The sequence below is a fragment of the Pseudomonas sp. LB3P25 genome, from assembly GCF_054897985.1.
In genome coordinates this window covers 6,210,809-6,237,123 of the sequence record NZ_CM142711.1, presented here as the reverse complement: position 1 = coordinate 6,237,123, position 26,315 = coordinate 6,210,809, and the positions used below count along the sequence as shown (strand labels likewise).

Sequence of the window (26,315 nt, the reverse complement as noted above, 5' to 3'; positions counted from 1 at the left end):
GTTCATGACTTATAGCCTAGTCAAGCGGCGGAACCAAACCAGCACTGCTCAGGTGACAAAAAGTGTCAGATAGTGCGGATCCTGGGGGTAGGAAAGGGCGTTTTGTTGGCCTCGTGCGCTTATAACAGGGGATGAAGGGCTTGGCATGGGCTGTGCTGTGGCTAGTTCAGATCATGAGATTTCGACTCATGCATGGAGCTTGTCTATGAATACTCAAAAAGGTTTTACCCTGATCGAACTGTTGATCGTGGTGGCGATCATCGGGATTCTGGCGACGGTTGCGCTGCCGCAGTATGCGAAGTATCAAGCGCGGGCGAAGGTCACCGCCGGTCTTGCTGAAATATCGGCTCTGAAGGTCCCCTTCGAAGACATTATGAATCAAGGCACCAACCCTACCCTCGCTCTGATCGGCGGTAAGGTGACCACAGGTAATTGCACGGTTACGGCATCGGGCACCGCTTCTACCGGTGTTGGCAGTATTGGCTGCACGATCCTCAATGCACCCGGTCAGGTGCTCGGCAAGACCATCACGCTTTCGCGCACACTCGCCGGTGGCTGGACTTGCGCCTCGACGGTACTCAAAGAGTACTCGCCTACTGGTTGCCCCGGCGTCTGATCCATTGTCAAGTCTGTCCCATGCCCCGCCTTTCACGACGCGGGGCATTTTTTTGTTCGCCGTTCGGGACAAAATGGAGTAATTGAGAAAACTTCCAACAATTCATGGCCTTAGGCCTGTGGTAAAACCCGCAACTTGCATGTAGATAATTTCCAAGTCATGCAATTTGCATGATTCCGAAAATTGATCATTTTTCTAAGGTAATGATTTATAACGATTTATTGTCTGTATCAAAGTTGGCACAGCGTTCGCAATATCTCCAGTAACCCTGCTGACAAGACACGCAGCAGACTTTATGAAAAACAGGAGTTACTCGTATGAAGAAGTTCGCTATCGCTGCCGCTACTGCTACCGCGCTGACCCTGACCATGGCCAACGCTGCATTTGCACAGACCACCACCGCCCAAGCCCCGATGACTCTGGCGGCGGGTGAAATGACTAAGGCTAAAGAATCCACTTCCGATACCTGGATCACTACCAAAGTCAAAGCAGACCTGGTGACCGAAAAAGGCATTCCTGGTACCGACATCAAAGTCGAAACCAACAAAGGCGTAGTGTCTCTGTCGTCCACCGTTGCGGTGACCGACGCTCAGAAAGCCACCGCCGTGGCTATCGCCAAGAAAATCAAAGGCGTCAAAGCGGTCTCCGCTGACGGCCTGAAAGCCGAGTAAGGCAAGACTTCTCGCCTGGACTGGGAGAAGGCGCGGCGGGCGGGCCGAGCAATACGTCTGCCGCCTCTGGAGAGTTCATGCGAAGGCCACAAGGATGTGGCCATTACAGGCCCCGGCATTCGTGTCGGGGCCTGTTCTATTTGGGAGACCTAAAACAACTGTGGGAGCGAGCCTGCTCGCGAAAGCGGACTTTCAGCCAACAGATGTGTTGAAAGTTAATCCGCCATCGCGAGCAGGCTCGCTCCCACATTGAGTTGTGGTGACTCAGTTACCGCGCTTGCTGGTGATCTGCTTCAAACGATTACCTTCAAAACGCAGGTACTGGTACATCCCGCCGTTGGGCCCGTAGGTCCATTCCTCGACTTGAAACTCTTCCCGTCGGTTGGCGCTGCGCTTGTAGCCCAACAGATCACGGCTGACCGGTTCACCGCATTTCTGCAGCACTTCGCTGGACCTGTCCCCGACACTGACCAATTGACTGCCGCAGCGCAGGGTGTCCGCTGCCGAGGCCTGACTGGCGGCCACGGCCAGAGTCAGGCTCATCAGCCATTTCGCGCCCATCACTCGGCGTCCAGATGCAGCGGCGTAACCACTCGACCGTCACTTTGTGCTTCGCCGAGGTTAGCGTCGACGAAGTAGACGCGGTCATCGGCCAACTGACCCTTGTCGACCAGATAGTCCTTGATGCTGCTCGCGCGTTCCTGACCCAACTGACGCAACAGTACGTCGCTGGAACTCCAGAATTTGATCACGTCTGCGCGCATCTTCGCGGTGCGTTCTTCCTTGCCCAAGTCTTTCCATTCGGCGGGCGGCTGCGTCTTCAGGCGCGTGCGGTAGATCCCTTCCAGCAGCGGACCTTTCTCGTTGTCCGGTACCTGCAGCAACGAGGCCTGAGCCGGCACCTTGTCACCGCGACGCTGGAGCATTTTGTAGTAGTTGTACTGGTATTCCCGCTCCAGACGTTGCTCGGCGATCAGCGGGCCATCGCTGCTGGCGGCAGCCGTGCCTTCGATTTCCAGGCGCAGGGCCGGACGTTCCTTGAGGGCCTGGGACAGTTTGACCAGCGAACCCTCGGCTTCCTTGCTCAGGTCGCTTGAACCCGGCGCAAACGACACAGTGCCCAAATCTTCCGAACCACTACCACTGACCAGCCCACCAATCATTTTGAACGGCGCCGCGGCGGCTTTGACGATCAGATTGCGCAGGGTCTGCCAGATGATCGGCATGACGCTGAACTGCGGGTTGTTCAGGTCACCGGTCACCGGCAGCTCAATGGAAATCTTGCCGTCGACGTCCTTGAGCAGCGCGATCGCCAGTTTCAGCGGCAGGCTCACGGCGTCCGGACTGTCGACTTTCTCACCCAGTTGCAACTGCTCGACCACCACTTTGTTTTCGGCCTTGAGCTGGCCCTTGGTGATCAGGTAATGCAGGTCGAGATTGAGCCGGCCCTTGCGAATGCGGTAACCGGCGAACTTGCCGGAGTAGGGCGTGAGCGTGGTCAGTTCAACACGTTTGAAACTGGTGGCGATGTCGAGGCTGGCCATCGGGTCGAACGGGTTGACCGAGCCCTTGATAGTGACCGGCGCATAGCGGTCGACCTTGCCTTTGATATCGACGCTGGCCGGTTTCGCCTGACGGCTGTCGATGGTGCCGATTTGCCCATTGAGCTGTTGAATGGCCGTGGCGAAATTCGGGGTCAGGCTGAAGTCGGCGAAGTTGGCCGAGCCGTCATTGATGGCAATGCCGCCAATGTGGATGCCCAGCGGTTTTTCCTTGCCGGCAGGTTTGGCTTCAGCCGTTTTGGCGCCGGAGTCGGGCGGTTGCGGAATCAGCAGATCATCGATGTTAGTGGTGCGGTCATCGTTGATCATGAAGCGCGCATAAGGCTGGAACAGGTTGACCTTGTCGATCGACAGGCTGTCGCCATGCTGATAGTTCAGGCCTTCGAGCACCAACTGCTGCCATTTGAGGAAGTCGCGGGTTTTGAGGGTGTCGAGGGTATGCAGTTGATCGACCTGAGCACGGCCGGTGACGCTGAATGCCAGCGGCTCGGTGCTTTTCAGATCGACCGCCAGATCGCTGCCGAGCATGCCGCTGCGCAGTTCCAGGCGAATGAACGGGGTGATGTAGGACTGGGCGACGCGCAGGTCGATGTCCTTGGTTTGTACTTTTAACTTGGCGCTGACCGGGGCGAGATTGACGATACCGTCTGCCGTGATCTTGCCTTGCTTGCCCACGCCCGTATCGAGCTTGAGGTTAAAAGGCGAGCCATTGAGGCTGTCGAAATTCTGCAGGTCCAGGTTCAGCGGGCCGACGTCCAGCGCCACGGCGGGTTGCGCCTTGCGATCAGCCAGATGCACCTGGTAATCGCGCAGTTGCACGTCTTTGAGCAGCACCTGCCATGGCTTGCTCGGTGGTGCCGGTTCGGGTTTCGGTGAATCGGCGGCTGCCGGGGTGCTGGCCGGTTCGGCGTTGGCTTTGGCGGCCGGTTTGGACGGTTGGCTGGCGAACAGTTTCTGCCAATCGAGTTGCCCGTCGGCTTCGAGGGCGGCCCACATTTCCAGTTTTTGGCTGCGGATCTTACCGACGACCACTTGCTGCTTGGCCAGGTCTACGGTCGTTTCGCTGATGTCCAGCCGCTCAAGCTTCGCCAGCGGTCGACCGTCTGGTGCTTTGATCGCGAACGGCGCGATGCTGACGGCGACGTTGCTCAACAGCAGTTCGGTTTCCTTGGCCAGGTTGAGTTTGTAGTCGGTGCTCAGGTTCAGGACACCGTTTTCCAGCACCAGTGGTAACGCGTCACGCACATAAGGCCAAAAGGCTTTCATCTTGCCATTGGTGATCTTCAGCTTACCTTCGGAGGCGATCGGGATCAGGCTGAAATTGCCTGTCCAGTCGATCTGTCCACCTGCCGGGCCGATGGCCACCAAGGTCATGTCGGCACTGTCTTCAGGCAGGGTACTGAGGTTTTTCAGTTCGAAGTTGAGTTTGTCGTAGAGGAATTCGATGGGTTCGCTGGGGCGTTGATCCTGGAAGTGAACGACACCGCCGGCCAGTTTGATCCGCTCGATGCGCAACGGGAACGGTTTGGCGTTCGGGTCGGCCGGGGTCGGTTCACTGGCGGGGATTTTGAACAGGCCAAGCAGATTGAGCTTACCGTCCTTGCCGAAGAGGATTTCGGTCTTGGATTTGTCTATTTCGATATCGGACAGGTGCAGCGCCTTGGTCCAGAGGCTGTCGATCTGCAAGTTGGCATGCAGTCGCTCAAAGCCGACCTGCTCCTTGCCCGGCTCGCCGATGATCAGTCCCCAAAGGGTGACTTCAAGGCTGAACGGGTTGAGTTCGATCCGCTGGATCGTGGCGGGCGTCGTCGCGTAACTGGCCAATTGTTGATTGGCCACCCGCAACGCGATGCCCGGCAAAATCAGAAACCCCAGCAGGCTGTAGAGGGCTAGAGCGGTCAACAGAGCGCCAATAGCGCGAATCAATCCTTTGGGCATGTGTGGCTTCATCTGTCTGAATCGGAGTGCGTTGGAGTATGGCACGCGTTTCCGGTTCCGAAGTGATCATGCTTTATAGGATTTATCTGATTTTCCAGAGGAATCTCAGAGCTGCAGAATCAGCGTTTTCAGCGGCGGCTGCTCATCCATTGACGGAAAATCGCCGCCCGGTTTCATCACTGTCCACTCGCGTACCGGCCGGCCGGCTTTCTCTGCACAACGCAAAACTTGCTCGCGCCAGTCGTCCATGCTGACTTTTGCCAGGTTGTTGCAGCAGATCAGCACGCCATTGTCGGCGGTGGTCAGCAGCGCGGGTTTAAGCAGGCTCTGATAGTCGCGCAGCAAGTCGACGGTGCCGAAAGCGCTCTTGGCCCAGGCCGGCGGATCCAGCAGCACCAGGTCGTACTGACGCTGTTCCAGACGTTGATAGCTTGGCAGTTTCTGCCCGCGGCGCTGGCTGATCGGCAGACCGGCCAATTGACGGATTGCCGGGAAGTAGTCGGACTGGATGAAGTCCATGGTCGGCAACTGGGGATTGAGCAAGCCGTTCTCACGGCCGACGGCCAGGTTGCCCTCGGCGAAGTCGAGGTTGCAGACTTCGCTCGCACCACCGGCCGCCGCACTCAGGCCGACGCCACAGGTGTAGGCGAACAGGTTCAGCACGCTTTTGTTTTTGCTGTGCTGCTTGACCCAGCCACGCGTGTTGCGCAGGTCGAGGAACAGCAGCGGATCCTGGCCGGCGTGGCGGCCGCGAACCCGGTAATTCAAGCCCCATTCGTGACCGATCAAGTCTTGCAGGGCGGCTTCGTCGGCGCGGTAGACAGTGTCTTCGCGGTCGATACGCGAGTTGCCACGGGAGCGATCGTTGTACACCAGCAGCGTTTCGAGGCCCAGGTGCTGATTGATGGTGTCGTGCAGTTGCAGCAGCGCATCCCGTTCCAGCGACTGGTGAAAGCTTTGCACCAGCAATTGCGGGCCGTAGCGGTCGATCGTCAGGCCGCCGGCGCCTTCCTGGCTGCCGTGGAACAAGCGATAGCAATCGGTGCCTTGCTGATGCAGTTCGGCCAGCAGGTCTTGGCGACGATCGAGGGCGGCGCGCAGCGCCTGATTCAAGGAAGACATGCTCGGCGCCTTGCAGGAGGGAATTTGGCGCGGGAGTTTAACAGCATTGCACCTGTGGCGAGGGAGCTTGCTCCCGCTGGGCTGCGAAGCGGCCCCCATAATCTCAGCCCTTGTCGAAGATTTTGCGAGCGCTTCGCACTCGAGCGGGAGCAAGCTCCCTCGCCACAGAAGGCCGACATTCAGCGTTTTTTGTGTATGGCCTGAGCTCAGGTCAGTAAACCCATCCGGCGTTTAGCCCGCTGCACCGAGCCGTTACGCACCGCCCAACGCAGCATCGGCGCGCTGCGATTGACGCCGGCGCGGATCAGCTTGCGTTGCAGCGGGCTCTGTTGGACACCCAGCATGTCACTGGCCCAGTCCGGCAGCAGGTCGATTCCGGCTTGCATCATCAAACCGCCGAAAGGCCTGGCCAAACGACTGGGGGAGGGGGCGTTCAGCAGCAGCCGCAACACTTCGCGACTGCGCTCGTCGCACAGCAGCTGTGGGCGAATGCGCTCAAGGTAATCGGCAATTTCCTGCCGCGAACGCGGCACGTTACAGGCGCCGAGCCGTTCGGCGACCAACGCGATTTCCGCGTAGTAACGGTCCTGATCAGCCAGGGACAGCTTCGGATTGCGGTAACGCAAATGGGCAGCGAGGAAGTTGCTGACCTCGGCCACGTGCACCCAGGTCAGCAGCTCGGGATCGCTGGCGGCGTAGGGCCGGCCATCCGGTGCCGTGCCGGTCACTTGCAGGTGGATGGTACGGACTTTCTCGATCAGCCAGTCGGCGTCTTTTCGCGAACCGAATGTGGTGCCGGAAATGAACTGCCCGGTGCGGCGCAGTCGGCCGAGCATGTCCTCGCGGAAATTCGAATGGTCCCAGACCCCGGCCAGGGCCAGTGGATGCAGTGCTTGCAGCATCAGGGCGCTGATGCCGCCGATTAGCATGCTGCTGAAGTCTCCATGCACTTGCCAGCTCACCGAATCGGGGCCGAACAGGCCGGGATCGCCCTTGGGGTTTTCCAGGTCGAGCTTGCCGAGTGACAAACCGCTCAGGCTCATGACCTGGGTTTCGATACGGGTTCGAATGAATTCCATGGCGACTCAGTGGCGAAAAAAAGGCGCGGCTGTTACGGCCGCGCCGGGAAGTTTAAAGCATGAGCTTATTGATTCAGGCGTTTATCGACCAACTCCTGGACCACGCTCGGATCAGCCAGGGTCGAGGTGTCGCCCAGGCTGTCTAGTTCGTTACAGGCGATTTTGCGCAGAATCCGTCGCATGATTTTGCCCGAACGGGTTTTCGGCAAGGCCGGCGCCCACTGGATCAGGTCCGGTTTGGCGAAACTGCCGATTTCCTTGCTGACGTGGTCCAGCAGTGCTTTCTTCAGTTCGTCATTGGGCTCGGTGCCGTTCATGGGGGTGACGAAGGCGTAGATGCCCTGGCCCTTGATGTCGTGGGGGTAACCGACCACCGCCGCTTCGGCGATGCTGTCGTGCAGCACGAGCGCGCTTTCCACTTCCGCGGTGCCGATGCGGTGCCCGGAGACGTTGATCACGTCGTCGATGCGCCCGGTGATCCAGTAATCACCATCCTCATCGCGCCGGGCACCGTCGCCGGTGAAGTAGTAACCGGGGTAGGGCTTGAAGTAGGTCTCGACCATTCGTTGCGGGTCGCCGTAGACGCTGCGGATCTGCGCCGGCCAGCTGGATTTGATCGCCAGCACGCCGCTGCCGGCGCCTTTGATTTCCTTGCCCGTTTCATCGAGCAGCACCGGTTGCACGCCGAACATCGGTTGCGTGGCGCAACCGGGTTTGATCCGTTGAGCGCTGACCAGCGGGCTGAGCATGATGCCGCCGGTTTCGGTCTGCCACCAGGTATCGACGATCGGACAGCGCTGTTCGCCGACGGCATTGAAATACCACTCCCACGCTTCCGGGTTGATGGGCTCACCGACACTGCCGAGTAATCTGAGGCTCGCGCGGGAGGTTTCCTTCAACGGTTCGGGGCCTTCACGCATCAGGGAGCGCAAGGCGGTCGGGGCGGTATAGAAAATGTTCACATGGTGCTTGTCGATCACCTGCCAGAAGCGCGAGCTGCTCGGGTAGCTCGGGACGCCTTCGAAGATCAGCGTGGTCGCGCCGTTGGCCAGAGGACCGTAGACGATGTAGCTGTGGCCGGTGACCCAGCCGACATCGGCGGTGCACCAAAAGACTTCGTCGTCGCGGTAGTCGAGTACGTACTTGAAGGTCATCGCCGCTTGCAGCAGGTAGCCGCCGGTGGTGTGCAGCACGCCTTTGGGTTTGCCGGTGCTGCCGGAGGTGTAGAGGATAAACAGCGGGTCTTCGGCGTCCATCGGCTCAGGCGGGCAATCGTCGCTGACGTCGCGCAGCGCCTGGTGATACCAGATGTCCCGGCCCTCGACCCAGTCCACTTCGCCCTGAGTGCGCTCGACCACGATGACGGTGCTGACGTTCGGGCAACTTTGCAACGCCTTGTCGACCTTCTGCTTGAGCGGCACGACTTTACCGCCGCGCACGCCTTCATCGGCGGTGATCACGGTGCGGCAGTCGGCATCGAGAATCCGATCACGCACAGAGTCTGGAGAGAAACCACCGAACACCACTGAATGCACCGCACCAATGCGCGTGCAGGCGAGCATGGCGTAGGCGGCTTCGGGGATCATCGGCATATAGATGCACACGCGGTCGCCTTTCTTCACGCCACGGCTTTTGAGCACGTTGGCCAGGCGACAGACGTTGTGATGAAGTTTTTTGTAGGTGATCTGCACGGATTCGGCAGGGTCGTCGCCTTCCCAGATGATCGCGATTTGATCGCCGCGCTTTTCCAGGTGACGGTCGATGCAGTTGTAACTGACATTTAACTTTCCGCCGGCGAACCAGCTCGCCTCACCGGTTTTCAGGTTATAGCGCTGGACGGTATCCCACGGCGTACTCCAGTCGAGAAAGCGTGTGGCCTGTTCGGCCCAGAAGGTGCTGGGGTGGTCGATGGATTGGCGGTACAGGCGCTTGTAGTCGTCTTGACTTAATTGTGCAGCCCGGCGGACGGCATCGGCTTGGGGGAACGTGCTGATATCGAACATGACGGTTCCTTATTCTTGTTTTGCGACAAGTAATAAAGATGCGCCGAGTAGCGAAAGGGTTCAAGCCGAACGCCTAATGGGGAGGTGACCCAAAACAACTGTGGGAGCGAGCCTGCTCGCGAATACGATGGATCAGCCAACATCAATGTTGAATGAAAAACCGTATTCGCGAGCAGGCTCGCTCCCACAGGGAATAGCAAGTGCTGCGTCAGATCACCCGCGGTGACGACCGCGGAAGTAGTTGATCAAACCTTGGGTCGAAGCATCGTCAGCCGGGGTTTCTTCGCTGCCGACCAGGCGGTTGTAGACACCTTTGCCCAGTTCTTTACCCAGTTCCACACCCCACTGGTCGAAGGCGTTGATGCCCCAGATCACGCTTTGCACGAAGACTTTGTGTTCGTACATCGCCACCAATGCGCCGAGGCGACGCGGGCTGATGCGCTCGACCACCAACGTATTGCTTGGGCGGTTGCCCGGGATCACCTTGTGAGGCGCGAGTTTCTGCACGTCCTCTTCGCTCATGCCTTTGTCGCGCAACTCGGCTTCGGCCTCGGCAAGGGTCTTGCCCAGCATCAGCGCCTGGCTTTGCGACAGGCAGTTGGCGTACAGCCACTGGTGGTGATCGGACACCGGGTTGAAGCTGACGATCGGCACGATGAAGTCGGCCGGGATCAGTTGAGTGCCCTGGTGCAGCAACTGGTGATACGCATGCTGACCGTTGCAGCCGACGCCACCCCAGATCACCGGGCCGGTGTCGGTGGACACCGGGGTGCCGTCCTGGCGCACGCTCTTGCCGTTGGATTCCATGTCGAGCTGTTGCAAGTGCTTGGTGATGTTACGCAGGTAGTGGTCGTACGGCAGGATCGCGTGGCTCTGTGCACCCCAGAAGTTGCCGTACCAGACGCCGAGCAACGCCAGCAGCACCGGCATGTTCTGTTCGAATGGCGCGCTCTGGAAATGCTGGTCCATGGTGTAGGCACCGGACAGCAGCTCCTTGAAGTTCGACATGCCGATGGCCAGGGCGATCGGCAGACCGATGGCCGACCACAGCGAGTAACGGCCGCCAACCCAGTCCCACATCGGGAAGATGTTTTCTTCGCGGATCCCGAATGCCACAGCCGCTGCATTGTTACTGGAGACGGCGATGAAGTGACGATACAGCTCGGCTTCCGAACCACCCTGAGCCAGGTACCAGGCACGTGCGGCCTGGGCATTCTTCAGGGTTTCGAGGGTGTTGAAGGATTTCGACGAAACGATGAACAGCGTGGTTTCGGCACGCAGTTTCATGGTCAGTTCGTGGAACTCACTGCCGTCGATGTTCGCCAGGTAATGGCAGCGCACGCCTTTCTGAGCGTAGGACAGCAGCGCTTCGGAGACCAGCTCCGGGCCGAGGAACGAGCCACCGATGCCGATGTTCACCACGTCAGTGATCGGCTTCTCGGAGTAGCCGCGCCACAAACCGTCGTGGATACGGCCCACGAGGTCGGTGATCTGGTTCAGGACCTTGTGCACTTCCGGCATCACGTTGACGCCGTTCACCGACAGCTTGTCGCCAACCGGACGGCGGAGCGCGGTGTGCAAGGCCGGACGGCCTTCGGAGGAGTTGACGATTTCGCCTTCGAACAGTGCCTTGATCGCGCCCTGGAGATCGACTTCGTTGGCCAGGCCCACCAGCAGATCGCGGGTCTGGGCGTTGATCAGGTTCTTCGAGTAGTCGAGAAACAGGCCGCAGCTGCTGAGGGTGAATTGGGTAAAGCGCTGCGGATCGGCATTAAAGGCTTCGCGCATGCTGAAATCTTGCATGGCTTGGCGGTGATCATTCAACGCTTGCCAGGCGGGCAGAGCGGTAACGTCTTGAGGGGTGCGGTAATACGCCATCGCTGCGGGTTTCCTTTTTACTTGAACGGCCTTTTGAACACTAAAAATACCGGAGTGCTGTGGGTCGGCGTCCGGCTAACTGCGTCGACACGATTTCATGACACAGGGCGAATACAGTAAACCTCGCGCTGCGATCTGTCTTGACTTTGTCTGACCCGTTCCCGGTACTTTTTTATACATCGAGCAGGGAACGGTCCGACAAACGGAAGGGGGAGGGGCTAAGACTGGATCAGGCGATCTGAACCGGAATGGCATTGCTGGTGTGGCTCAGTTCATTACCCGGCGCCATGTAGAGCATGCGTGGCTTGAAGTTGAGCAGCTCGGCTTCGCTGTAGTGGGCGTATGCGCAAATGATCACGCGATCACCCACCTTGGCCTTGTGCGCCGCGGCACCGTTGACCGAAATCATGCGCGAACCTTCTTCGCCACGAATCGCGTAGGTGGTGAAGCGTTCACCATTGTCGACGTTGTAGATCTGGATCTGCTCATACTCACGGATGCCGGACAGGTCCAGCCATTCGCCGTCGATGGCGCAAGAACCTTCGTAATCGAGTACAGCGTGGGTGACTTCGGCGCGATGCAGCTTGGCTTTGAGCATGATGGCGTGCATGAGTGTTTCCCCAGGTCGGAATCGAACGGCGGGCAGTTTGCCCGAAGCCATTGTGAGCAGCAATACAGCTTGGGATCAGACGCAGATCCAATGTGGGGGCGAGCCTGCTCGCGAATGCGGTGTGCCATTCAGCATTGATGCCGACTGATCCACCGCTTTCGCGAGCAGGCTCGCTCCCACAATTGTTTTGCGGTGTTTAGGCTGGGGCGTCGAGGTTCAGATGCAGGTTATCGATCAACCGCGTAGTGCCCAGGAACGCCGCCACCAGAATCACCAGATCCCGATCTTGCGCAGTTGCCGGGCGCAAGGTCAGCGCATGGCGAATTTCCAGATAATCAGGACGCAATCCAGCCGCTTCAAGCTGCTTGATTTGCGCGCCGATCAATGCCGGGAAATCTCGTTCGCCCTGTTTGATCGCGTCGGCAATCTGGCTCAAACCGCGATACACCATCGGCGCAACGGCCCGTTGTTCTTCGCTGAGGAAACCATTGCGCGACGACAGCGCCAGGCCATCGGCTGCACGTACTGTCGGTTCACCGATGATCTGGATCGGCATGTTCAGGTCATGCACCAGGGCGCGGATCACTGCCAGTTGCTGGAAGTCTTTCTGGCCGAAGATCGCCAGGTCCGGTTGAACCATGTTGAACAGCTTGGTGACTACCGTCGCCACGCCTTCGAAATGCCCGGGACGGCTGGCGCCGCAAAGGCCTTCGGAGAGTTGCGGAACGCTGACGCGGGTCTGGCCGACCATGCCTTCGGGATACATTTCTTCAACGGTTGGCGCGAACAGCAAGTGGCAACCGGCCTGGAGCAGTTTCTCCTGATCGGCTGCGAGGGTGCGCGGGTACTTGTCGAGGTCTTCGCCGGCGCCGAACTGCAGCGGGTTGACGAAAATGCTCGCGACCACGAAATCCACCCGTTGGGTGGCTTTGGTCACCAGTGCAACATGACCGCTGTGCAGGTTGCCCATGGTCGGCACGAAGCCGATGCGCTTGCCTTCACTGCGGGCACGGGCCACGGCGGCCCGCAATTCGCGTACGGTTTTTACGGTGTTCATGCAGAGAATCCGTGTTCGATACCAGGGAAAGTCGCCGCTTTGACTTCAGTGACGTACGCACCAAGCGCCGCTTGAATGTTTTGTTGCCCTGCCATGAAGTTCTTCACGAACTTAGGCACACGGCCAGTGATCGACAGGCCAAGCATATCGTGCAGAACCAGTACCTGGCCGTCGGTGCCACTGCCGGCGCCGATGCCGATCACCGGGATTTTCACCGCTTGGGTGATTTCTTCGGCGAGCTCACTCGGTACGCATTCGAGCAGCAACATCGCCGCGCCGGCCTGTTCCAGGGAGATCGCATCGGCACGCATCTGCCGCGCCTGGTTTTCGTTGCGACCCTGAACTTTATAGCCGCCGAGGATATTCACCGATTGCGGTGTCAGCCCCATGTGCGCGCACACCGGGATACCGCGTTCGGCCAGCAACCGGATCGAGTCCGCCAGCCACAGCGCACCTTCAACCTTGACCATATGCGCACCCGCCTGCATCAACAGGGCACTGTTGGTCATGGCTTGTTCGGTGGTGGCGTAGGCCATGAAGGGCAGGTCGGCGAGGATCAATGCATCGGTGTTGCCACGTTTGACGGCCGCCACGTGGTAAGCCATTTCAGCGGTGGTGACCGGCAGGGTGCTGTCGTGACCTTGCAAAACCATGCCAAGGGAGTCGCCCACCAGCAGCACTTCGATACCAGCCTCATTACAGGCGTGGGCGAAGGTCGCGTCATAGCAGGTCAGCATGGTGATTTTTTCACCTTTTTGCTTGAGACCTTGCAGAGTGGTCAGGGTGATGGCTGGCATGAAAAGTTCCTCATTCAGGCGCTGTGGAAACTACTGCGAGTAACGCGCGTGATTCTTCGTTAACGACAGGCGCACGGTCTGTTGTCGTGCTTTTAAGGCCTGGATTGCGCCCTTCAGCGCCGTGTTGGCGGCAGCGGGACGCCTATAGTCGTGAGGAGAACTCGGGAAGTCAATTGCGTGTGTTACCGCATTGTTACGCGTGGGGTGTTACCGGGGTAACTGATGCGTTTCAGCAGATGCGGATCTTGTGTTCGACACAAAACCCAGTGTGGGAGCGAGCCTGCTCGCGATGGCGGTCTGCCATGTAACGATGATGGTGACTGCAAGATCGCTATCGCGAGCAGGCTGCTCCCACAGGGGATTTGCGTTAAGCCAGAGTGAGGCGTTCCAGCCCGACGAACGGGCAGGCTGCGAGTAATTCCTTCAGGCTGCGACCATCGGCCAGACGCAAATCCGCAGGTGCCAATTCGGCTAGCGGATACAGAACGAAGGCGCGTTCCTGCAGATGGTAGTGGGGGACTCTGAGGCGGGGCTCGTCGATCAGCCGGTCGCCGAACAACACAATATCGAGATCAAGCGTGCGTGGCCCCCAGCGTTGAAGGCGTTCACGGCCCTGTTCGTTCTCGATGGCTTGCAATGCATCAAGCAGCTCCAACGGAGCAAGCGTGCTGTCGAGCGCGGCAACCGCGTTGGTGTAGCGCGGTTGGCCGGGCAGCAGCGAGTCGCTCTGATAAAACGCGGAAACCCCGATCAGTTCGGTCTGCGGCAACTGCGCCAGCGCCTCGACGGCGCTGCGCAATTGTTCGGCGGGGTCAGCCAGATTGCTGCCCATGCCGATGTAGATGCGTTCCATGGATTACTCGCCCGTTGCGCTCGGTGCGCCGGCAGCGCGCTTGCGCTTGGCACCGCCGCTGCGGCGACGTTTGCGTGGCGCGCCAGTGCCGTCATCCTTGCCGCTGAGGTCGCGGATCATGTCGCGACGTTCGCTGTCGTTGGCGTCCTGATAATCCGTCCACCATTCGCCCAGGCCATCGGTTTGCTCACCGGCGCTTTCGCGCAGCAACAGAAAGTCGTAACCGGCACGGAACCGCGGGTTGTCCAGCAGCAGGTCAGCGCGCTTGCCGCTGCGGCGTGGCAGACGCTCCTGCATGTCCCAGATCTCGCGGATTGGCATGGTGAAGCGTTTCGGAATCGCGATGCGCTGGCACTGTTCGGCGATCAACTCGTGAGCCGCTTCCTGCATGGCCGGAATCGGCGGCATGCCACGTTCTTGCAAACGCAACACGCGGGCCGGCAGGGCAGGCCAAAGCAGCGCCGCAAACAGGAACGCCGGGGTCACCGGTTTGTTCTGTTTGATCCGCAGATCAGTGTTGATCAACGCTTCGCTGATCAGCGTGTGGGTATAGGTCGGATTGTATTCCAGCGCCTCGGCACTGGCCGGGAACAGCGGATCGAACAGCTGCAGGTCGACCAGCATCTCGAAGGTGTCCGCGGCATGGCCGGAGAGGAACAGCTTGAGCACCTCTTCGAACAGACGGGCCGATGGGATCTCGCGCAGCATCGGCGCCAGTTCGCGGATTGGTGCGGCGCTGTGTTTTTCGATGCCGAAATTCAGCTTGGCGGCGAAACGCACGGCTCGCAGCATCCGTACCGGATCTTCCTGGTAGCGTTGCTTCGGGTCGCCGATCAGGCGGATCAGGTGATTGCGGATGTCGTGTACGCCGTTGGCGTAGTCGAGGATGCGCTCGCTGACTGGATCGTAATACAAGGCGTTGATGGTGAAGTCGCGGCGTTGCGCGTCTTCTTCCAGCGTGCCATAGACGTTATCGCGCAGGATGCGCCCGCTTTCGTTGCGTGAGGACTGGTTGCTGTCTTCCTCTTCATCGTTTTGCGGGTGATTGGCGCGGAAGGTCGCGACTTCAATGATTTCGCGGCCAAAGTGGATGTGCACCAGCTTGAAGCGACGACCGATGATCCGCGCGTTGCGGAATTCGGCCCGAACTTGTTCAGGGGTGGCACTGGTGGCGACGTCGAAATCTTTTGGCGTGATGCCGAGCAGCATGTCACGCACACAGCCGCCGACCAGATAAGCCTGGTAACCGGCGTTCTGCAGGCGTTCGACGATGTTCACCGCGTAGCGACTGAATTGGGCCTTTTGCAGCGAATGTTGGCCGCTGTTGAGCACTTCAGGCGTACTGCGAATGTGTTGCGTATGACGCTTGGGAGAACGGAATGACTGGAACAGCTTCTTCAGCATGGGATGCACTGTTTGAAGGAATGTTCGGCCATAACGAAGAATGACCGCATGATGGGCGGGGATTCTAGCATTTAGTCGGGGGATGGTGTAGGAAGCTGCGCAAGCGCTTGAAGGGGGGCTTGTTGGTGCGGATTGGCTCTGTGCAGCTGCCGAGCCTGCGAGGCTGCGTTCGATTGCGAAGCAGTCGTCAAACCAGAGATTGCGGTGTGTCAGAAGAAACCCGGTGCTTGTATTGGCGACTGCTTCGCAATCGAACGCAGCCTCGCAGGCTCGGCAGCTGCTACAAAGGCGAACGCAGTGCCGCTATGAGGGCCAAACGGCAGAAACTACAAGGGGAGCCGAAGCTCCCCAAGAAAGTAGTTGCATGCTCTATTTTTATTTTTGATTCGGGCTTTTTGTTTTTGTTAAGTGCCCTCGCCATGAAGATTTCCTTCATGACCCTCCCAATCGGGAGCCAAGAGCAAACGGATTGCTTTGGTCGCTGTGTTGCAGTGATCTTGCGATCCAACCAGTGCAGGCTCTGTCTTGTGACAGTTTTTGTTGTTCTCGGCCTGGTCGTGGGGCAAGCCCCAAATACAACGCCTCTCCAAAAGAATCAGTTAGCTGCGCCTCTCGCCGTCTTGTTTTTATTGTGCGTGAGTCGATACGTCTTATTTTTATTGTCTTGTGCATTGCTTGTTATTGTTCTTGTACCAAACATATAGCAGGGTGCGTGCCAACTTTTGTGAGGCCCAGCAAAACAAGGGGTTAGGCCGGCAGATGAGCTTTTCAGAGGCCAAAAAAAACCGGGGCTTCGTTACCGTAAGCCCCGGCTTCTGTTACGTGAAAAACTGAGGTAACAGTTTTTTCACCTTGTCACGTGTTACCCGCACATCAGACAGGCGAGGTTCAGCTCTCGCTGGCCACCCCGGTCTTGCGCCGCGGAATGCCCAGGCGCTGACGGCGTTCCCACAGGCATTTGCGACTGACACCGAGTTTGCGCGCCAACTCGGTTTCGGTCATGTGGTCCTGGTGCTCGAGAACGAAGTGCTGGAAGTAGTCTTCCAACGACAGATCTTCGGTCGGCTCATGGCTATTGTTACCGGCAGCGCTGCCCTGTTGTGGGGGCAGGCCGATGAAATCGTCATCGTCCAGATCGCTCAGCTCGATGTCGATACCCAGCAGCTCGGCGGAAATCTCCGGGCTCTCGCACAGGATGACGGCACGTTCTACTGCATTTTCCAGTTCTCGAACGTTACCCGGCCAGGCGTAATGACGAATGGCCTGCTCGGCATCCGGGGCGAACTTCAGGTCGGTGCGGTTGACCCGCGCGCTCTGCCGCGCCAGGAACGCGGTGGCAATTTCGTTGACGTCCGCGCCGCGCTCGCGCAGGGCCGGCAGTTTCAGAGCGATCACGTGAAGGCGGTAATACAAGTCTTCACGGAACTGGCCGATTTTCGCCAGGCTCTTGAGGTCCCGGTGAGTCGCGGCGATCAGGCGCACATCGACTTTCTGTGACTGCACCGAACCCACGCGACGAATTTCACCTTCCTGCAGCACGCGCAGCAGGCGGGCCTGGGCTTCCAGTGGCAGTTCGCCGATTTCGTCGAGGAACAAGGTGCCGCCGTCGGCCGCTTCCACCAGGCCGGCACGCCCGGCGCTGGCGCCAGTGAACGCGCCTTTTTCGTGGCCGAACAGTTCGGACTCGATCAGGCTTTCCGGAATGGCGGCGCAGTTCACCGAAATCATCGGCGCCTTGGCGCGTTTGGACAGATTGTGCAGGGCGCGCGCCACCAGTTCTTTACCGGTGCCGGATTCGCCCTGGATCAGGACATTGGAGTCGGTTGGCGCGACTTTGCGGATCTTGCTGTACAGATCCTGCATAGGCGGGCAGGAGCCGATGATGCCGATTTCGCCGTTGCTGTTATTGACACCCGGTTTCGCGGCGCCGTTGCCGGCTTTGCCGACGGCAGGTTCACCGCTGGCTTGCACCGATTGCCGGTCACGCAGGATTCGCGCGACGGCCTGAAGCATTTCGTCATGATCGAAAGGCTTGGCGATGTAATCGACCGCGCCCATCTTCATCGAGTCGACGGCCGAACGCAGGCTGGCGTAGCTGGTCATGATCAGCACCGGAGTGCCTTGGCCGAGTTTGATCAACTCGGTGCCAGGCGCGCCAGGCAGACGCAGGTCGCTGACGATCAGGTCGAACGTGGGAATGGTGAAGCGTTCTTGTGCTTCCTGCACTGAACCGGCTTCGCTGACCTGGTACTGGTTACGTTCCAGCAGGCGGCGCAAGGCGGAGCGGATAATTGTTTCGTCTTCGACGATCAAAATGTGCGGCATTGATTCGATACTCTCGACGGTCTCAGTTCACAGCGGACGTCGCTTCGACATGACGCGGCAAGGTCACCCGGATACGGGTGCCGCGTTGGCTTTGAACATCAGCCGGGCTGTCGATGGTGATTTGTCCATAATGCTCTTCAACGATGGAATAGACCAGTGCAAGGCCCAGACCGGTGCCTTCGCCAGGATCCTTGGTGGTGAAGAAAGGTTCGAACAATCTGTCCATGATGTTCTTCGGAATACCGCTGCCTTCGTCTTCCACGATCAAATCGACCGTGTGTTCGCCGGCTTCGCTTTTGACCCGCACCGCACTGCCGGGAGGCGAGGCGTCGCGGGCGTTTGAGAGCAGGTTGATCAGTACTTGGGCGAGTCGCTGCGGATCGCCTTCGACCCAGTGATCGGGATCGCACAGGTTGTAGAACTGCACTTCGAAATTGCGTCGGTTCAGCGCCAACAAGCCAATGGCATCCTGAGCCACTTCCGCCAGACAGACGGGCTCGTCACTGTGCTGATGACTGCCGGCGTGGGCGAAGCTCATCAGCGACTGAACGATGCGCGACACGCGTTTGGTCTGCTCCAGGATCTGCCCGCTGATTTCCTTCAGTTCGCTGTCTTCTTCGCGCTCTTCGCGCAGGTTCTGCGCCAGGCAGGCGATGCCAGTGATCGGGTTGCCGATTTCATGGGCCACGCCGGCGGCCAGTCGGCCGATACTGGCCAGACGCTCGGAGTGCACCAGTTTGTCTTCGAGCATCTGGGTTTCGGTCAGGTCTTCTACCAGCAACACCAAGCCGCTGTTACCCGGTGCGAGCGGTTCATCGATCGCGGCTTTGTGCAGGTTCAGCCAGCGGGTCTGGCCGTCGAGGGCCAAGTGCTGTTTGTGCAAATGCTCGTCCGGCAGATTGATGAAGCCTTGCAGCAGCTCTTTCCAAGGATCGGCAATGGTGCTCAGGCGCGAACCGACCACGCGCTGCGCGGCAATCCCGGTCAGCTCCTCCATGGCTTTGTTCCACATGAGGATTTCCTGGTCCTTGGCCAGCGAGCAGACGCCCATCGGCAATTCCTGCAGGGTCTGGCGGTGATAGCGGCGCAGGGCATCAAGTTCGGCGGCAAGCCCTGTCAGGCGCGAGTGGTAATCCTCGAGGCGACTTTCGATGAAGTGGATGTCTTCGGTGACGTAGTTTTCGCCACCGGCCTTATAAGGCAGGAATGTCTCGACCATGTCCTGAGCCACGCTCGGCCCCATCAGGCCGGAGAGGTTGGCTTCGATACGGTCGCGCAAACGGCGCAAGGCGTAAGGCCGGCGCTCATCGAAAGGCAGATAGAGGTCGCGCAGGGCCTGTTCGACTTCTTTCTGCGCAGCCTTGGCGCCCAAGGGTTTTGCAAGCTGCGTGGCGAATTCCTGGGGGGAGGCGGCGTGCAGTTCGCGGCGTTGCGGCCGGCGCACGTTGTCCACGGCACAGGCTTCGGCGGCGCTAGCCTCTTCGCTGCTGGCGTTGGTGAACAGCGAGATCAGGGTGAACATCAGCACGTTGGCAGCCAGCGAGGCGATCGCCGCCATGTGCCAACTGGTGTCGTCCAGCACGTAGATCATGTTCAGCAGCGGTATGTAGAAGCCTTGCAGATTGCCGACCAGCGGCAGCAGCATGGTCACCAGCCACACCAGAATCCCCGCGAGCAAACCGGCGATGAAGCCACGGCGGTTGGCGGTCGGCCAGTACAGCACCGACAGCACGCCCGGCAGGAACTGCAGGGTGGCGACGAAGGCGACAATGCCCAGATTCGCCAGATCCTGTTCCGCGCCCAGCAGCAGGTAAAAACCGTAACCGGCCATGATGATCGCGACGATCAGCGCCCGGCGGGTCCACTTCAGCCAACGGTAGATATTGCCTTCGGCGGGCGGCTGATAAAGCGGCAGCACCAAGTGGTTCAGCGCCATCCCGGACAGCGCCAGGGTGGTGACAATGATCAACCCGCTGGCCGCCGACAATCCACCGACATAGGCCAATAGCGCCAGGGCCTTGCTGTTGGCGGCGATGCCAATGCCCAGCGTGAAGTATTCCGGGTTGGTGGTGGCGCCGAGTTTCAGTCCGGCCCAGAGAATCAGCGGTACCGCCAGGCTCATCAACAGCAGGAACAGTGGCAAGCCCCAGCTCGCACTGACCAGTGAGCGCGGGTTGAGGTTTTCGGTAAACGTCATGTGGTACATGTGCGGCATCACAATCGCCGAGGCGAAGAACACCAGCAACAACGTGCGCCATGGGCCTTCCTGCAATGGCGTATGCAAAGCGGCAAGGGCGGTCTGGTTTTGCAGCAGCCACAGTTCCAGTTGTTGCGGACCGTCGAATACGCCGTACAGCGCATAGAGGCCAACGCCGCCGATGGCGATCAGTTTGATCACCGACTCGAAAGCAATCGCGAACACCAGGCCTTCGTGTTTCTCGCGGGTGGCGATGTGGCGCGAGCCAAAGAAAATCGTGAACAGCGTAATCAGTGCGCAGAAGCTCAGGGCCACGCGATGTTGCACCGGCTCGCGGGTGAGGATGCCGATGGAGTCGGCCACCGCCTGAATCTGCAACGCCAGCAACGGCAACACACCGATCAGCATGAAGATCGTGGTCAGTGCGCCGGCCCAGGTGCTGCGGAAGCGGAAGGCGAACAGATCGGCGAGCGACGACAGCTGATAAGTGCGGGTGATCTTCAGAATCGGATACAAAAGCACCGGCGCCAGCAGAAACGCGCCGGAGACGCCCAGATAGCTGGATAAAAATCCGTAGCCATATTGATAGGCCAGGCCCACCGTACCGTAAAACGCCCACGCACTGGCGTAAACGCCCAGCGACAGGGTGTACGTCAGCGGGTGGCGAATGATCGCCCGGGGGATCATGCCCCGTTCGCTGACCCAGGCTACGCCGAACAGCACCGCCAGGTACGCGGCGCTGATCAGGATCATCTGGGTCAGGCTAAAGCTCATCGGCATCTTTTTGGCTCTGCAGGATGAAGGTCACGACGATCAGAATCAGCCAGAGCAGATAAGGGCGATACCAGGCGCCAGTGGCGTCGATCCACCAATCCATGATGGCCGGGGAGAACAGATAAATCCCCACTACCAGGAGCAGGACCAAGCGATAGATGTACATCCCGGCCTCTCTTTTTTATGCGCGTGCCCGAAAACGTGCGGCGATGGTAACGGATGGGCGCGCCACTGCAAGTGTGATCACTGTAGTTGCGCTTCGGGCAGGTTGAGTGTGCGCGGGATCAACACTGCATCCCAGTGGGCAATGCCCCAGTTCAGCACTTCCCGTGGTGTGGCGTAAGCCAGCTCGGCACCGGGGTTCTGCCCCAATGCGCGTAACGCACGCAGCAACAAGGGGGTTGCCTGATCTTCGGTCAACGGCGGAGAACGGTAGGACTTACCGAGTTTGTTGCCATCAGGCTGGGTAATCAGCGGGATATGCAGATACCGCGGTTGCGGCAGGCCTAGCAGTTCTTGCAGGTAGAGCTGGCGCGGTGTGGAGTCGAGCAAGTCGGCGCCACGGACGATATCGGTAATGCCTTGCCAGGCATCGTCCAGCACCACCGCCAGTTGATAGGCGTAGAGCCCGTCGCGGCGACGGATCACGAAATCGCCGACCTCCCGGCCCAGGTGTTGGCGGTATTCGCCTTGCACCCGGTCGATGAAGTGGTATTCCAGCTCGGGGACACGCAGGCGAATCGCAGCATCTTTGGTGCCGTGGCCGGCGTTGCGGCACAGCCCCGGATAAATCCCGTGATAGGGCGCAAGTGTTTTGCGCGAACAGGTGCACGCATAGGCAAGACCGTGGTTGAACAGGCGATTGAGGACTTCGGCGTAGGCATCGTGCCGGTCACTCTGTCGGACCATTTCGCCATCCCACTCGAAACCGTAGCTTTCCAGGGCTTTAAGGATCGCCGCTTGAGCGCCGGGCTCTTCCCGTGGCGGATCGAGATCTTCCATGCGCATCAGCCAGCGGCCACCCACCGAGCGCGCGTCGAGGTACGAGGCCAGCGCTGCGACCAGCGAACCGAAATGCAGATGTCCACTGGGCGTGGGGGCGAAGCGCCCGATGTAGGTAGGGGAGGCGATGGCGGTCATGGGGAAAGTTTACTTTGTCTGGTCATGCGCAAGTCCCTGTGGGAGCGAGCCTTTGTGGTGAGGGGATTTATCCCCGTTCGGCTGCGGAGCAGTCGTAAACCCGGTGGATGCGTTCTATCTGGCGCATCGCGATTACAGAGTTTGGGGCCGCTACGCGACCCAACGGGGATAAATCCCCTCGCCACAAAGGCTCCCTCCCACAGGTTTTCTGCTGGGGTAAATGTCAGAAACAAAAACGGAGCGTTCGCACGCTCCGTTTTTCGTTCAAGTCGAGATTACTTGCCGACTTGCTTTTCCTTGATTTCCGCCAGGGTCTTGCAGTCAACGCACATGTCGGCGGTAGGGCGGGCTTCCAGTCGCTTGACGCCGATTTCGACGCCGCAGGACTCGCACCAGCCATATTCTTCGTCTTCGATCAGTTGCAGCGTCTTGTCGATCTTTTTGATCAACTTGCGCTCGCGGTCGCGGGCACGCAGCTCGAGGCTGAATTCTTCTTCCTGGCTGGCACGGTCTGCCGGGTCCGGGAAGTTGGCCGCTTCGTCTTTCATGTGATCAACCGTACGGTCGACTTCCTGCATCAAGTCCTGTTTCCACTTATTCAGGATCTTGGTGAAGTGAGCGCGCATGGGCTTGCCCATGTATTCCTCGCCCTTTACTTCTTTGTAGGGTTCGAAGCCGCTGATCGACTGGTTTTGCTGCTTTGCTTGGGTGGGCATGAAATGGACCGCCTCTACTCTTGTAATCCATTGCGCAGGATTGCTCCATCACCGACACCTGCCGGCCCTGCGGCTGCAAGCGGGCGAACTTACCAGATCAAATCGGACCGCGCTACTCCCGGATGTCGAGGTAGTGGCCCGCTGTGCTTGCAAATGATTGCAAAGCCTTGTCTGGTGGCGCTGGAGACCTGATCAATTATTGATTTTAGTCAAACCTGGGGCACACGCTTGAGTCGTTTGAGACCAGCGTTATAACGGTCTGACCGCTTTAGGTTCTCGCTCGTTCCTGCGCTTGGGTAGAATTGGTTTTTTTCCCCGTTGAAGGAAGGCTAATGGCTCAGTCCTACAGTGCCCGCAGTCGCGCGATCGAACCTTTCCATGTCATGGCGCTGCTGGCGCGGGCCAATGAACTGCAAGCCGCTGGCCACGACGTGATCCACCTGGAAATCGGCGAACCCGACTTCACCACCGCCGAGCCGATCATTCAGGCCGGCCAGGCCGCCCTGACGGCGGGGAAGACCCGTTACACCGCCGCGCGCGGCATTCCCGAGTTGCGTGAGGCCATTTCCGGCTTTTATCAGCAGCGTTACGGTTTGAGCATCGACCCGCAGCGAATCCTCATCACGCCTGGCGGTTCTGGTGCGCTGCTGCTGGCCAGCGCCTTGTTGGTGGATCCGGGCAAGCACTGGCTGCTGGCGGACCCAGGCTATCCCTGCAACCGGCATTTCCTGCGGTTGGTGGAAGGCGCGGCGCAGCTTGTCCCTGTAGGTCCGGACGTGCGCTATCAACTGACGCCGGACCTGATTGCGCGCCATTGGGACCACGACAGCGTCGGTGCCCTGGTGGCGTCGCCAGCCAACCCGACCGGGACGATCCTGACCCGCGATGAGCTGGCGGGCCTGTCTGCCGCGATCAAAGAGCGTCACGGTCATCTGGTGGTGGACGAGATCTATCACGGACTGACTTACGGCACCGATGCGGCCAGCGTGCTGGAAGTCGATGACAGTGCCTTTGTGCTGAACAGTTTTTCCAAATATTTTGGCATGACCGGTTGGCGTCTCGGTTGGCTGGTGGCGCCGGAAGCGGCGGTCGGTGAGCTGGAAAAACTCGCCCAGAACCTCTACATCAGCGCCCCGAGCATGGCTCAGCACGCCGCTCTGGCCTGCTTCGAACCGGCCACAATCAGCATTCTGGAAGAACGTCGTGCCGAATTCGGCCGTCGTCGGGATTTCCTGCTGCCAGCCCTTCGAGCGCTGGGCTTTGGTATCGCCGTTGAACCTGAAGGCGCGTTCTACTTGTATGCCGATATCAGCAAGTTCGGCGGCGATGCCTTCGCGTTCTGCCGACATTTTCTCGAAACCGAACACGTGGCGATTACTCCGGGTCTGGACTTCGGTCGTTATCAGGCCGGCCACCATGTGCGGTTTGCCTACACGCAAAGTCTTCCGCGCCTACAGGAAGCGGTCGAGCGGATTGCGCGCGGCTTGAAGAGCTGGCAAGGCTGATGCGTTTTCATCCGCCACTCGAAGAAGGTCGTTTGATTCGTCGTTACAAGCGTTTTCTCGCCGATATCGAAACCGTTAACGGCGAATTGCTGACCATTCACTGCCCGAACACCGGCTCGATGCTCAATTGCCAGGTCGAAGGCGGGCAGGTCTGGTTCAGCCGTTCCAACGACCCCAAGCGCAAGTTGCCGGGTACCTGGGAAATCGGCGAAACCCCGCAGGGACGCTTGTTTTGTGTGAATACCGGACGGGCCAACGGCTTGATCGAAGAAGCACTGCGAGCTGGCGTCATCACCGAACTGAACGGCTTTACCGAGCTGAAGCGCGAGGTGGCCTACGGTCAGGAAAGCAGCCGCATCGATTTCCGTCTCGATTACCCGAGCGGGCCGGCTTATGTAGAAGTCAAAAGCGTCACCCTGGGCTTCGATGGTTCTCCGGTGGCGGCATTTCCCGATGCAGTGACCCAGCGCGGAGCCAAGCATTTGCGCGAATTGGCGCATCTGGCCCGGGATGGAATTCGTGCGGTGCAGTTGTATTGCGTCAATCTCACCGGCATCGACGCCGTGCGTCCTGCAGAAGAAATCGATTCGGCCTACGCCGCAGCCTTGCGTGAGGCGGTGTCGTGCGGGGTCGAGGTGCTGGCCTATGGCGTGCACTTGACCCACGAAGAAATGGTGGTCGATCGGCGTCTGGATGTGTTGCTGAATGGCTAAAGACTGACCCAGATCCCTTGCTCGTCTTCGCGGCAGGCGACGGTGGTCAGGGACTGCCCGGCGCAAGGGCCGGCGACGCATTCGCCGTCTTCGATCAGAAACAGTGCGCCGTGGGTCGCGCACTGGATCAGGCTGTTGCTGGGGTCGAGAAACTGGTCGGGCTTCCATTCCAGTCCGACGCCACGGTGCGGGCAGCGATTGACGTAGACGTAGACCTGGCCGCCACGGCGCACGGCAAAGAGCTTCTGGCCGTCGATGTCGAAGCCGCGACTGCTGGCGTCGGCCAGCTCAACGCCTGCACAAAGAAACTTCATGTCTATCCTCAAGTCCTGCGGCTCGTGACTGGATATGTCCGAGCTTGACGTTCAAATGCAAACAATTATCAAATGGCTGCCTTGCCTGTTGGGTCCAGGTGCCAGATGCCGAGGATACTTGGCCTGTCATCTCGATGCCCGGGAAAACCCTTGAAGGAAGCTGTTTATGCGCCTGAGTACCCGCGTTGCTGCGCTCTGTGTCGGACTCTTCGTCAGCCACCATGCCGCAGCGGCCGAGTTGCCACAACGTTGGGTCTGTGCCGGTGGCGCTTTATCGGAATGGATCAGCGCGCTGGGCGGTGAATCGAAACTGGTGGGTGTCGACACCACCAGTCAGCACCCGGAATCGCTCAAGGCATTGCCGAGCATCGGGTATCAGCGGCAGTTGTCGGCGGAGGGCATCTTGAGCTTACGCCCGCAGATACTGGTCGGCACCGAGGAGATGGGACCGCCACCGGTACTTTCGCAGGTTCGCAGTGCAGGCGTGCAGGTCGAACTGTTCTCGGCCCAGCCGGATCTGCCGACGTTGCAGGGCAATTTGCAGCGTCTGGGCAAGTTGCTTGGCGCTGAAGATCAGGCTTCGCAGGTGTTTCAGACTTATCAACGGCAACTCGATCAACAAAAGATCCGGGTCACTCGGGCACAGTTGAAGGAAAAATCGCCGGGCGTGTTGTTGTTGCTTGGCCACGCGGGCGGCAAACCACTCATCGCCGGCAAGGACACTGCCGCCGATTGGTTGCTGCAACAGGCCGGTGGGCACAATCTGGCCACGCATACCGGCTACAAACCGTTTTCTGTGGAGTCCCTGGTCAGTCTGGATCCTGAGGTGCTGGTGTTTGCCGATCGCGCACTGACCGGCGATGCGGCCCGTGCGGCGTTGTTCAAGGAGAACCCGATCCTGTCCTCGACTCGCGCGGCCAAGGACGGGCGAGTCATGGAGCTTGATCCGACGTTGTTGGTGGGGGGCTTGGGGCCGCGGTTACCCGATGAGTTGAAAAAACTGTCTGACGCTTTTTACCCCGGTACGGCCGGCCAATGACC

At 59.4% G+C, this 26,315-nt stretch carries 22 protein-coding genes; 5 read left to right on the top strand and 17 right to left on the bottom strand.

Features of this window, described 5'->3' with window-relative positions; all coding sequences use genetic code 11:
* Positions 1 to 205 precede the first annotated feature (205 nt).
* Positions 206 to 616 carry a pilin gene (locus ACYZTW_RS28715; protein WP_462002738.1) on the top strand — a complete coding sequence of 137 codons (411 nt, stop codon included), beginning with the start codon at positions 206 to 208 and terminating at the stop codon, positions 614 to 616.
* 317 nt (positions 617 to 933) lie between these two features.
* A complete protein-coding gene (locus tag ACYZTW_RS28710) occupies positions 934 to 1,287 on the top strand; it encodes a BON domain-containing protein (protein ID WP_462002737.1) in 354 nt (117 codons plus the stop codon).
* A 264-nt stretch (positions 1,288 to 1,551) separates the two neighbouring features.
* Here ACYZTW_RS28710 and ACYZTW_RS28705 read toward each other — a convergent pair whose 3' ends face one another.
* The 16 genes from ACYZTW_RS28705 to dksA form a co-directional block, all read right to left on the bottom strand.
* Positions 1,552 to 1,848: a DUF2845 domain-containing protein gene (locus ACYZTW_RS28705; protein ID WP_462002736.1), complete on the bottom strand. Its 297-nt coding sequence runs from the start codon at positions 1,846 to 1,848 to the stop codon at positions 1,552 to 1,554.
* Positions 1,848 to 4,787, bottom strand: coding sequence for a DUF748 domain-containing protein (locus ACYZTW_RS28700; protein WP_462002735.1), 2,940 nt, complete (start codon positions 4,785 to 4,787; stop codon positions 1,848 to 1,850). Before ACYZTW_RS28700 ends, ACYZTW_RS28705 begins: the two co-directional genes overlap by 1 nt.
* A gap of 105 nt (positions 4,788 to 4,892) precedes the next feature.
* Positions 4,893 to 5,909: a class I SAM-dependent rRNA methyltransferase gene (locus ACYZTW_RS28695; protein WP_008153314.1), complete on the bottom strand. Its 1,017-nt coding sequence runs from the start codon at positions 5,907 to 5,909 to the stop codon at positions 4,893 to 4,895.
* A gap of 206 nt (positions 5,910 to 6,115) precedes the next feature.
* Positions 6,116 to 6,988 (bottom strand): oxygenase MpaB family protein, encoded by an 873-nt coding sequence (locus ACYZTW_RS28690; RefSeq protein WP_462002734.1) that lies wholly within the window; start codon positions 6,986 to 6,988, stop codon positions 6,116 to 6,118.
* Positions 6,989 to 7,053: 65 nt separating this feature from the next.
* Entirely contained in the window at positions 7,054 to 8,991 is a 1,938-nt protein-coding gene (acs, locus tag ACYZTW_RS28685) for an acetate--CoA ligase (RefSeq protein WP_462002733.1), read from the bottom strand.
* A 213-nt stretch (positions 8,992 to 9,204) separates the two neighbouring features.
* Entirely contained in the window at positions 9,205 to 10,869 is a 1,665-nt protein-coding gene (gene pgi / locus ACYZTW_RS28680) for a glucose-6-phosphate isomerase (protein ID WP_462002732.1), read from the bottom strand.
* Positions 10,870 to 11,098: 229 nt separating this feature from the next.
* Positions 11,099 to 11,479 (bottom strand): aspartate 1-decarboxylase, encoded by a 381-nt coding sequence (panD, locus tag ACYZTW_RS28675; RefSeq protein ID WP_137804249.1) that lies wholly within the window; start codon positions 11,477 to 11,479, stop codon positions 11,099 to 11,101.
* A gap of 196 nt (positions 11,480 to 11,675) precedes the next feature.
* The gene (gene panC / locus ACYZTW_RS28670; RefSeq protein WP_462002731.1) at positions 11,676 to 12,536 is read right to left on the bottom strand and encodes a pantoate--beta-alanine ligase; all 861 of its coding nucleotides are present in this window, start codon (positions 12,534 to 12,536) and stop codon (positions 11,676 to 11,678) included.
* On the bottom strand, positions 12,533 to 13,333 hold the full coding sequence (gene panB / locus ACYZTW_RS28665) for a 3-methyl-2-oxobutanoate hydroxymethyltransferase (protein ID WP_462002730.1): 801 nt from the start codon (positions 13,331 to 13,333) through the stop codon (positions 12,533 to 12,535). Before panB ends, panC begins: the two co-directional genes overlap by 4 nt.
* 367 nt (positions 13,334 to 13,700) lie before the next feature.
* A complete protein-coding gene (gene folK, locus ACYZTW_RS28660) occupies positions 13,701 to 14,186 on the bottom strand; it encodes a 2-amino-4-hydroxy-6-hydroxymethyldihydropteridine diphosphokinase (protein ID WP_462002729.1) in 486 nt (161 codons plus the stop codon).
* 3 nt (positions 14,187 to 14,189) lie between these two features.
* Positions 14,190 to 15,590, bottom strand: coding sequence for a polynucleotide adenylyltransferase PcnB (locus tag ACYZTW_RS28655; RefSeq protein ID WP_462002728.1), 1,401 nt, complete (start codon positions 15,588 to 15,590; stop codon positions 14,190 to 14,192).
* A gap of 888 nt (positions 15,591 to 16,478) precedes the next feature.
* The gene (locus tag ACYZTW_RS28650) at positions 16,479 to 17,915 is read right to left on the bottom strand and encodes a sigma-54-dependent transcriptional regulator (RefSeq protein WP_462002727.1); all 1,437 of its coding nucleotides are present in this window, start codon (positions 17,913 to 17,915) and stop codon (positions 16,479 to 16,481) included.
* Positions 17,916 to 17,937: 22 nt separating this feature from the next.
* Positions 17,938 to 20,892: a sensor histidine kinase gene (locus ACYZTW_RS28645; RefSeq protein WP_462002726.1), complete on the bottom strand. Its 2,955-nt coding sequence runs from the start codon at positions 20,890 to 20,892 to the stop codon at positions 17,938 to 17,940.
* Positions 20,876 to 21,052, bottom strand: coding sequence for a hypothetical protein (locus tag ACYZTW_RS28640; protein WP_003176118.1), 177 nt, complete (start codon positions 21,050 to 21,052; stop codon positions 20,876 to 20,878). Before ACYZTW_RS28640 ends, ACYZTW_RS28645 begins: the two co-directional genes overlap by 17 nt.
* A 77-nt stretch (positions 21,053 to 21,129) precedes the next feature.
* The gene (gluQRS, locus tag ACYZTW_RS28635) at positions 21,130 to 22,026 is read right to left on the bottom strand and encodes a tRNA glutamyl-Q(34) synthetase GluQRS (protein ID WP_462002725.1); all 897 of its coding nucleotides are present in this window, start codon (positions 22,024 to 22,026) and stop codon (positions 21,130 to 21,132) included.
* Between the two features lie 275 nt (positions 22,027 to 22,301).
* A complete protein-coding gene (gene dksA, locus ACYZTW_RS28630) occupies positions 22,302 to 22,742 on the bottom strand; it encodes an RNA polymerase-binding protein DksA (protein WP_007902025.1) in 441 nt (146 codons plus the stop codon).
* Positions 22,743 to 23,074: 332 nt separating this feature from the next.
* Here dksA and ACYZTW_RS28625 point away from each other — a divergent pair, with 332 nt between their 5' ends.
* Entirely contained in the window at positions 23,075 to 24,247 is a 1,173-nt protein-coding gene (locus ACYZTW_RS28625) for a pyridoxal phosphate-dependent aminotransferase (protein WP_462002724.1), read from the top strand.
* Positions 24,247 to 24,960 carry a DNA/RNA nuclease SfsA gene (sfsA, locus tag ACYZTW_RS28620; RefSeq protein ID WP_462002723.1) on the top strand — a complete coding sequence of 238 codons (714 nt, stop codon included), beginning with the start codon at positions 24,247 to 24,249 and terminating at the stop codon, positions 24,958 to 24,960. The genes ACYZTW_RS28625 and sfsA overlap by 1 nt, the downstream gene beginning before the upstream one ends.
* Here sfsA and ACYZTW_RS28615 read toward each other — a convergent pair.
* Entirely contained in the window at positions 24,957 to 25,274 is a 318-nt protein-coding gene (locus tag ACYZTW_RS28615; RefSeq protein WP_462002722.1) for a Rieske (2Fe-2S) protein, read from the bottom strand. The genes sfsA and ACYZTW_RS28615 overlap by 4 nt on opposite strands.
* Positions 25,275 to 25,440: 166 nt before the next feature.
* Between ACYZTW_RS28615 and ACYZTW_RS28610 the strand changes: the two genes are divergently transcribed.
* Positions 25,441 to 26,313: a heme/hemin ABC transporter substrate-binding protein gene (locus ACYZTW_RS28610; protein WP_462002721.1), complete on the top strand. Its 873-nt coding sequence runs from the start codon at positions 25,441 to 25,443 to the stop codon at positions 26,311 to 26,313.
* Positions 26,314 to 26,315: the final 2 nt, after the last annotated feature.

Excerpts from the sequence above, each read along its gene's own strand:
- ACYZTW_RS28655 (WP_462002728.1), bottom strand. The coding sequence starts at position 15,590 with ATGCTGAAGAAGCTGTTCCAGTCATTCCGTTCTCCCAAGCGTCATACG.
- ACYZTW_RS28640 (WP_003176118.1), bottom strand. The coding sequence starts at position 21,052 with ATGTACATCTATCGCTTGGTCCTGCTCCTGGTAGTGGGGATTTATCTG.
- ACYZTW_RS28645 (WP_462002726.1), bottom strand. The coding sequence starts at position 20,892 with ATGCCGATGAGCTTTAGCCTGACCCAGATGATCCTGATCAGCGCCGCG.
- ACYZTW_RS28625 (WP_462002724.1), top strand. The coding sequence starts at position 23,075 with ATGGCTCAGTCCTACAGTGCCCGCAGTCGCGCGATCGAACCTTTCCAT.
- ACYZTW_RS28705 (WP_462002736.1), bottom strand. The coding sequence starts at position 1,848 with ATGGGCGCGAAATGGCTGATGAGCCTGACTCTGGCCGTGGCCGCCAGT.
- ACYZTW_RS28695 (WP_008153314.1), bottom strand. The coding sequence starts at position 5,909 with ATGTCTTCCTTGAATCAGGCGCTGCGCGCCGCCCTCGATCGTCGCCAA.
- pgi (WP_462002732.1), bottom strand. The coding sequence starts at position 10,869 with ATGGCGTATTACCGCACCCCTCAAGACGTTACCGCTCTGCCCGCCTGG.
- panB (WP_462002730.1), bottom strand. The coding sequence starts at position 13,333 with ATGCCAGCCATCACCCTGACCACTCTGCAAGGTCTCAAGCAAAAAGGT.
- ACYZTW_RS28650 (WP_462002727.1), bottom strand. The coding sequence starts at position 17,915 with ATGCCGCACATTTTGATCGTCGAAGACGAAACAATTATCCGCTCCGCC.
- acs (WP_462002733.1), bottom strand. The coding sequence starts at position 8,991 with ATGTTCGATATCAGCACGTTCCCCCAAGCCGATGCCGTCCGCCGGGCT.
- ACYZTW_RS28610 (WP_462002721.1), top strand. The coding sequence starts at position 25,441 with ATGCGCCTGAGTACCCGCGTTGCTGCGCTCTGTGTCGGACTCTTCGTC.
- ACYZTW_RS28710 (WP_462002737.1), top strand. The coding sequence starts at position 934 with ATGAAGAAGTTCGCTATCGCTGCCGCTACTGCTACCGCGCTGACCCTG.
- sfsA (WP_462002723.1), top strand. The coding sequence starts at position 24,247 with ATGCGTTTTCATCCGCCACTCGAAGAAGGTCGTTTGATTCGTCGTTAC.
- dksA (WP_007902025.1), bottom strand. The coding sequence starts at position 22,742 with ATGCCCACCCAAGCAAAGCAGCAAAACCAGTCGATCAGCGGCTTCGAA.
- folK (WP_462002729.1), bottom strand. The coding sequence starts at position 14,186 with ATGGAACGCATCTACATCGGCATGGGCAGCAATCTGGCTGACCCCGCC.
- gluQRS (WP_462002725.1), bottom strand. The coding sequence starts at position 22,026 with ATGACCGCCATCGCCTCCCCTACCTACATCGGGCGCTTCGCCCCCACG.
- ACYZTW_RS28715 (WP_462002738.1), top strand. The coding sequence starts at position 206 with ATGAATACTCAAAAAGGTTTTACCCTGATCGAACTGTTGATCGTGGTG.
- panC (WP_462002731.1), bottom strand. The coding sequence starts at position 12,536 with ATGAACACCGTAAAAACCGTACGCGAATTGCGGGCCGCCGTGGCCCGT.
- ACYZTW_RS28615 (WP_462002722.1), bottom strand. The coding sequence starts at position 25,274 with ATGAAGTTTCTTTGTGCAGGCGTTGAGCTGGCCGACGCCAGCAGTCGC.
- ACYZTW_RS28700 (WP_462002735.1), bottom strand. The coding sequence starts at position 4,787 with ATGCCCAAAGGATTGATTCGCGCTATTGGCGCTCTGTTGACCGCTCTA.
- ACYZTW_RS28690 (WP_462002734.1), bottom strand. The coding sequence starts at position 6,988 with ATGGAATTCATTCGAACCCGTATCGAAACCCAGGTCATGAGCCTGAGC.
- panD (WP_137804249.1), bottom strand. The coding sequence starts at position 11,479 with ATGCACGCCATCATGCTCAAAGCCAAGCTGCATCGCGCCGAAGTCACC.